We start from the raw sequence: 3,335 nt of genomic DNA on the forward strand, positions 1-3,335 counted from the left end.
GCCTCTCTCCGGTCGGGCTACGCCCTCCCTGCGTGACGCCCAATATCGGCAATTCAGGACAGTAACCCGGCGGACAATCCACTTATCCGGCGCCGATCGCTGTTCAGACCAATCAGGCCACCTCTCAGCGATGTGCTGTGGCGCAACGATAACGGTCAGTTGAGCAATTGGCTCGGCACCGCGAACGGCGGGCTCGTCGATAACGGCGGGGTGGTGAACCAGTTCGTGGCGCTGGAATGGAAAATCCAGGGCACCGGCGATTTCAACGGCGATGGCCGCGACGACATCGCGTGGCGCAACGACAATGGCCAGCTTAGCGAATGGCTCGGCACGGCGAACGGCGGGCTGATCGATAATGGCGGGGTGGTGAACCAGTTCGTGGCGAACGATTGGGTGATCCATATTCAGGACTATCAATCGATTTAAGCGACATTGAGTTAAGCGATGACGACCCCCGCCTCGATCTCAGCGATCGCGGCGGGGAGATCGGCGACACTGTCGATCACCATGTGCGCGCCGGCGTCCAGCAGCGCGGCGCGCGCTTCTCCAATGCGCGAGCCGCGTTCCGCCGGTGGCAACGCAGCGAGGGCGGCGGCATCAAGGCCCACGCCATTGCCCGAGGCGGCGACGCCCACCGCCCAAGTGCCCGCGTTGCGCGCCTCAGCGATGCCGACGGGCGCATCATCGACTTTGACGCAGGCGTTGGCCGGCCAGATGCCAAGCTCGGCCATGATCTTCCACAGCATCAGCGGCGCGGGGCGGCCTTCGGCGGTTTCGCCGGAGCAAACGATCATATCGGGCACATAGCCCTGCGCCGCCGCGATCGGCACAATCGCCTCCATCATGGCGCGAGTGTAGCCGGTGTTCGAGCCGATCTTGATGCCGCGCGCCCGCGCCCACCGCACGGTTTCCAGCGCGCCGGGGATGAGGGCCGCGCACTCGGCCGCCGCCGCGATCATCAGCGGGCCGACTTCATCGTGCAGCCGGTCGATGTCTGCGCCGCTTGCCGCGCGGCCATGCCTTGCCCGCCACTGCGCCGCGAGGCCGGGCATAGCGAGAAGCGCGGCGATGTGCGCGTGCTTGGCCTTGCCCATGTCGGCGCGCACTTCGGCCTCGCTCGCCGCGACGCCATGCCTACGCAGCACCTCCTGCAAGGCGCGCACCGGCGCGCGGCAGCCGAAATCGACCATCGTTCCCGCCCAATCGAACACGATAGTCTGGATGCGATGCGCCATGGTCAGACCTCCTTAGCCATAAAGATCGGCCATCACGTCTTCGGCAATGGCAAAGCTGGTTGACGCGCCCGAGCCGCTGGTGACGATGACCAGGCGCACGCCGGGCTCTGGCGCTTCGATCAGGCATTGTTCGGGGCCCGAGGCATACGTGCCGGTCCAGCGTTCGCGCAGGGCCGGCGCGGGGCCGAGCACGGCGGCAAATTCATCGAGGATCAGCCGGTCGACCGCCTCGCTGGCAAAGGGCGGCGGCGTGGCGGCATAATGGTGGCTGTCACCCACGACGAGCGAACCGTCGGCGCTTTGCACCACGATCAGGTGGATGCCGTTCGCCAGATGATCGGGCTGCTCTGCCCGAAGCCGCGCGGCGACGGCGGTGCTTTGCGGCAGCGCGGCATAGCCCAAATAGCGCACGAGGCTGAGATCGGACATCACCGATCCGGGCAGGCGATAACCCGGCGCGGCGAGGCGCAGCATCTGGAGCTGGCAGCGCACCAAGGCATGGGCAGCGATGACATCGGGATAGAGCCCGCTGAAATCATCGCCCGGGCAGACGATAATGCTCTCCGCCGCGATGGCGCCGCCGGTTGTTGTGACCCGGCCTTCGCGCACTTCGGTGACGCGCAGACCGCGGCGGAACTCCGCCTGCCAGCGTGTTTCCAGCCACTGGGCCAGCTGCGGGATCGCTTCGCGCGATTCGACGCGCAAGTCGTGTGGGCTCCACAGCCCGCCGCTGGCCGGGGGAGCGAAGGGCAGGCGATGCGCGACATCGGCGGCGGAAAGGCGGGTGCAGCCGGTGCCCATTTCGGTTGCGAGGAAGGCATCGAGCACATCGCAGGCATCGGCGCGGCGCGCGGCCATGAGCAGCCCGCGATGCACCACCGCGATACCGGCCTCGGCAGCGAGATCGGACCAGATCCGGCTGGTGCGCATGGCCCGCTGCCAGACCAGCCCGCGTTCCTGCCCGGTGACGGTGACAAAGCCGAAATTGCGGATCGAAGCGCCATTGGCCTGCGCATCGCGGTCGATCACCAAGACCCGCTTGCCCCGCCGCGCCGCCGCGAGCGCATGCGCAAGGCCGACGATCCCGGCCCCGACTATTGCGACATCGTAGCCATTGCGGTGCATCCAATGCTCCCCCTACCGCGCGGCGCGCGGCTAACCTGTTCCAATGCCGCGCAGCACTCGCATAAACGTGCATGGTTTGCAGCATGGTTTGCGGGTAACTCTCCTCCATCCTTCACATTTCGGGAGCAAGGCCGTGCATGATGTCGTGATCCGGGGCGGAACAATTGTCGATGGGCTGGGCGGCGCGCCGTTTGTCGGCGATGTCGGCATCGCGGGCGGCCTGATCGCCGAAGTGGGCGCAAGGATCGCAGCCCAAGGCCAGCGCGAGATCGATGCCGAGGGCATGATCGTGACCCCCGGCTGGATCGACATTCACACCCATTACGATGGTCAGGTTAGCTGGGACACCGAGCTGGCACCTTCATCGCACAACGGCGCAACCACCGTGATCATGGGCAATTGCGGGGTCGGCTTTGCGCCGGTGCGCCCGGGTTGCGAACTCGCCCTGATCGAGCTGATGGAAGGGGTCGAGGATATTCCCGGCACCGCCTTGGCCGAGGGCATCGAATGGGGCCGCTGGGAGAGCTTTCCGCAATACATGGATTACATCGCCAGCCGCGAATATGCGATCGATGTGGGGGCGCAGATCGCGCACGGTGCGGTCCGTTATTATGCGATGGGCGATCGCGGGCGGACCAACGAAGATGCCACCGCCGAAGATATGGAAAAGATCGCCGACCTGGTCGAAGAAGCCATCGCCGCCGGGGCAATGGGCTTTTCCACCTCGCGCACCATCGGCCACCGCGCGCTGTGGGGCGAGCCGGTGCCCGGCACCTTCGCGCCCGATGCAGAACTGCTCGCCATCGCGCGGCGCATGAAAAAGCTCGGCAAGGGGGTGGTCGAGGCGATTTCGGCGGGCACGGTCGGCAAGCTGGAAGCGCTGGGCGGCGAACGCAGCGAGCCGGAAGCCGAGCTTGATCTGCTGCGCCGCATTTCGCAGGAAAGCGGCCGCCCGGTGACGTTCACGCTGGTCGA

The 3,335-nt window shown here is 66.5% G+C and carries 4 protein-coding genes; 2 read left to right on the forward strand and 2 right to left on the reverse strand.

Features of this window, described 5'->3' with window-relative positions:
• The first annotated feature begins 159 nt into the window (after positions 1-159).
• Entirely contained in the window at positions 160-426 is a 267-nt protein-coding gene (locus Q0O40_RS15740; protein WP_295532079.1) for a hypothetical protein, read from the forward strand.
• An 11-nt stretch (positions 427-437) separates the two neighbouring features.
• Here Q0O40_RS15740 and phnX read toward each other — a convergent pair whose 3' ends face one another.
• Positions 438-1,235: a phosphonoacetaldehyde hydrolase gene (gene phnX / locus Q0O40_RS15745; protein ID WP_295532082.1), complete on the reverse strand. Its 798-nt coding sequence runs from the start codon at positions 1,233-1,235 to the stop codon at positions 438-440.
• Between the two features lie 12 nt (positions 1,236-1,247).
• Positions 1,248-2,360: a TIGR03364 family FAD-dependent oxidoreductase gene (locus tag Q0O40_RS15750; protein WP_295532085.1), complete on the reverse strand. Its 1,113-nt coding sequence runs from the start codon at positions 2,358-2,360 to the stop codon at positions 1,248-1,250.
• Between the two features lie 133 nt (positions 2,361-2,493).
• On the opposite strand from Q0O40_RS15750, the gene Q0O40_RS15755 reads away from it, so the two are divergent.
• A partial coding sequence (locus Q0O40_RS15755; RefSeq protein WP_295532088.1) for an amidohydrolase family protein occupies positions 2,494-3,335 on the forward strand: 842 nt, incomplete at its 3' end.

Origin of the sequence: Novosphingobium sp. Chol11, from assembly GCF_945870625.1 — a bacterium.
GTDB lineage: Bacteria > Pseudomonadota > Alphaproteobacteria > Sphingomonadales > Sphingomonadaceae > Novosphingobium.

Excerpts from the sequence above, each read along its gene's own strand:
- phnX (WP_295532082.1), bottom strand. The coding sequence starts at position 1,235 with ATGGCGCATCGCATCCAGACTATCGTGTTCGATTGGGCGGGAACGATG.
- Q0O40_RS15750 (WP_295532085.1), bottom strand. The coding sequence starts at position 2,360 with ATGCACCGCAATGGCTACGATGTCGCAATAGTCGGGGCCGGGATCGTC.